Here is a 3,724-nt window from a genome sequence, read left to right as displayed (position 1 = left end):
GCGCCGCGGCAGCACCTCCTGCACGGACGGGCCGAGGCCGAGCTCGGCGTCGCCGGGGTCGACGGCGGGCGACTTCGCGAGCGCGGCGGAGACGACGTCCCAGACGGCGTCGTCCCAGCCGTCGGGGCGGCGGGCGTGCTCGTCCACCTGCGCGCGCAGCACGGCGAGGTCGTCGGCGGCGGCGAACGGGGGGTGGCCGGCCAGCACCTCGTAGACGGTGACGGCGAGCGCGTACACGTCCGCCGGGGCGCCGCTGGTGCGGCCGAGCGCGCGCTCGGGGGCCAGGTAGACGGGGGTGCCGACGAACCGCGACGACCGGGTGAGCCGGCTGTCGCGGGTGGCGCTGGCGATGCCGAAGTCGGTGAGCATGCCGACCGGTCGGGCGGTCGTGCCGCCGATCAGCACGTTCTCGGGCTTGACGTCGCGGTGCACGACGCCGGCCGCGTGCACGGTCGCGAGCGCGTCGGCGACGTCGGCGAGCAGGCCGACCGCGGCCCGGCGCGAGAGCCGGGGGCCGTCCGCGTCCCCGCGCAGGTGGTGGCGCAGGTCGACGCCCTCGACCAGCGGCATCACGATCGCGAGCAGCTCGCCCTCGGCGACCAGGTCGAGCACGCCGACCAGGTGGGGGTGGTCCAGCGCGACCAGGGTCGAGCGCTCGCGGACGAACCGGGTGACGACGTCGGGGTCCTCGGCCAGCTCGGTGCGCAGCAGCTTCACCGCGACGGGGGTGCCGTCGTCGGTGCGCTCGCCGCGCCAGACGGTGCCCGTGGCACCCGAGCCGATCCGGTCGTGGACGCGGTAGCGGCTGCCGACCGGGCGCCCGCCGGGGCGCAGGACGCGCGAGGGCGGCAGGGTCGGGCGCTCGTCCAGAACCGGCCCCCTCCCCGTGCGGTCCAGCAGCAGCGGCCTCACGGTACCGGGCGGGGGTCCGCGGCGAGGGTCGGGAGCGCGTCCGGCAGCTGCACGGTGCGGGTGGCACCCGCGACGCACAGCAGCGCCCGCCCCGGCGGCCAGCCCTGCCCGGCCGAGCGCGGCAGCTGCAGGTCGAACGCCTCGCCGTCCGCGGGGCCGGCCACGCCCAGCAGCAGGCCGCAGCGGCCGCGCCGCGCGGCGCCGAGCCAGCCGCGGTACCGGTGCATCATCAGGTCGTCGGTGCCGGTGGCGGCGACCAGCGCCGACCCGTCGTCCGCCGCCCGGGCGAGGAACTGCTCGAGCACCTGGCCGACCTGGCCGTCGGCGAGCAGCTCGGCGTCGTCGACGACGAGCACCACCGGGCCGGACGCCTCGTTCAGCAGGTCGCACAGCTCCTGCGCGGTCGCCGGACCCGGGCCCGCGACCGGGACGCCGAGCGCGTCGGCCACGCCGGCGAGCGGGCTGCGGCGCGGGGTGACCACGAGCACCTCGGCGTCGTCGTGGTCGGCGAGCGCGGCGACCACGCCGGCCAGGGCGGTGCTGCGCCCCGACCGCGAGCGTCCCGCCACGAGCAGCGCCGGGCCGTGGGTGCGCAGGTCGAGCACCTGGCGGGCGAGCTCGTCTCCGCCGGCGCCGACGGGCACCGGCAGCGGGTCGGGCCCGACCTCCTCGACCGGCACCGCGCCGAGACCCGCCGCCTCCTCGGCCGACAGCACCTCGGGGAGCTCGTCGACCCGCAGCGGCCCGGGCGTCCCGGCCGGCACCCCGGCGAGCAGGTCGAGCGCGGCGCGGGTCTGACCGGCCCCGGAGGCGTCGGTGCCGAGCACCGCGACCTGCACCTCGGTGCGGCCCGGCAGCAGCAGCGCCCGACCGGCGGGCATGTGCACCGGCACGGTGCGCGGGTCGACCTCGAGGGCCGACCAGTCGTCCCGCTCGCCCTGGCGCAGCAGCACCCGGTGCGTGACCGCCCCGGCGACGCGGTGACCCAGGCCGCCCCGGTCGCTGGACAGCAGGGTCAGCAGCCCGACCGCCGGGCCGTCGCGCAGCAGCTGCTCGACGCCGGACACCAGCGTCCCGCCGTCGCGGTCGCCGTACTGCGCGCGCAGCGCGTCCCACCGGTCGACGACGAGCACCGACCACGGCAGCGGCGTCGCCGAGCCGGCGCGCTGCTCGGCCGCCGAGCCGTACCCCTCGGCCGCGAGCAGCCGGTGCCGGCGCGACACCTCGGCACGCAGCCGGGCCAGCAGGCGGGCGGTGCGCTCGGCGTCGTCGCCGTCGACGACGGCCCCGACGTGGGGCAGCGCGGCCAGGCCGGACAGCGCCCGTCCGCCGCAGTCGAGCACGTGCACGTGCACGTCGTCGGCCGAGCGGCCGTGCAGGGCGGACGCGAGCAGCGTCCGCAGCGCGGTGGTGCGGCCCGAGCGGACCGCGCCGACGACCAGGACGTTGCCCGCCGCGGCGAGGTCGAGCACGGCCGGACGCTGGTCCTGCTCGCCCGGCAGGTCGGCCAGCCCCAGGGTGGCGTGCAGCCCCGGCTCGTCGGCACCCACCGGGTCGAGCGGCAGCGCAACCAGCTCGGGCAGCGGCTCGAGCCACGGGCCGCGTGCGGGCGGCGCCACGTCGGCCGCGGCGTGCAGCACGGCGTCGCACACCGCGACGAGGTCGGTGCGCTGCTCGGCGGCCGCGCGGTCGGGCGCGGGGGGCGGCACCGCCAGGCCGAGCCCGTGCACGGTGCGCGGCTCGACCACGACGGCCGGGCCGGTGCGCACGGTCGACGGCACCGGGCCGGCCACCCGGGCGGTCTGCACCAGCGACATCTCGCCGGCGCCGGTGCGCACCCAGGCGCGACCCGGCGCGTGCCGCGAGATCGACGCCGCCTCGGGGGAGTCGATCACGTCCGAGGAGTCCTCCGGCCGGGTCACCCGCAGGCAGATCCGCAGGTTGACGTTCGCGCGGATGTCCGGCGTCACGACGCCACCGGGACGCTGCGTCGCGAGCACCACGTGCACCCCGAGCGAGCGGCCGCGCATGCCGATGCCGACGATGCCGTCGACGAACTCGGGCACCTCCTCGGCGAGCGTCGCGAACTCGTCGACCACGACGACGAGGCGCGGCACGTCGTGCTGCTGCCCGCTCGTGCGGGCCCAGTACTCCTCGAGGTCGACGGCACCCACCTCGGCGAGGCGGCGCTCCCGGCGGCCGAGCTCGGCGCGCAGCGACTCCAGCACCCGCTCGGCCAGGTGGCCGTCCAGGTCGGTGACCAGGCCGGCGCAGTGCGGCAGCCGCGACGCCTCGCGGAACGCCGCACCGCCCTTGTAGTCGACCAGCACCAGGGCCAGCTCGGACGGCGCGTTGCCGAGGGCCAGCGAGGTGAGCAGCGACTGGAGCAGCTCGCTCTTGCCCGCGCCGGACGTGCCCGCGACCAGGGCGTGCGGGCCGTCGCGGCGCAGGTCGACCCGCAGCGGGCCGTCGGCGCCGCGGCCCAGCAGCACCGAGGTGCTGCGGCCGCCGGTGGCGCGCCAGCCGTCGAGCACCTGCTGCGGGGTGAGGCCGGCGAGGCCGAGCTCGTCGAGCAGCCGCACGGTCGAGGGCAGGCCGTCGTCGCCGGTGGTCGACGACGACGACCCGAGCAGCCGCACCGGCGCCAGGTCGAGCGCGAGGGCGCGGGCGGACGCCGCGTCGACGCCGTCCACGAGGACGTCGGCGACGGTGCCGGCGCGGGTGGTGACGTCGGCGCGGGTGCCGGTCGCGGTCGAGGCCACGACGGACGCCCCGCACTCGGCGGGCAGGGCGTCGGCGTCGGTGTCGAGGC

Annotated in this window: 2 protein-coding genes; both read right to left on the bottom strand. The window is 78.7% G+C overall.

Annotation, left to right across the window (positions count from 1 at the left end; genetic code table 11):
- The coding region (locus tag ACYVKY_RS04870; protein ID WP_460433872.1) for a serine/threonine-protein kinase at nt 1–912 on the bottom strand (912 nt) is incomplete at its 3' end.
- The coding region (locus ACYVKY_RS04865; protein ID WP_460433871.1) for an FtsK/SpoIIIE domain-containing protein at nt 909–3,724 on the bottom strand (2,816 nt) is incomplete at its 5' end. The genes ACYVKY_RS04865 and ACYVKY_RS04870, both read right to left, overlap by 4 nt.

It is taken from the genome of Angustibacter speluncae, from assembly GCF_054777815.1.
Note: the sequence above shows the minus strand (reverse complement) of the source record. Positions and strands in the feature narration are given on the sequence as shown.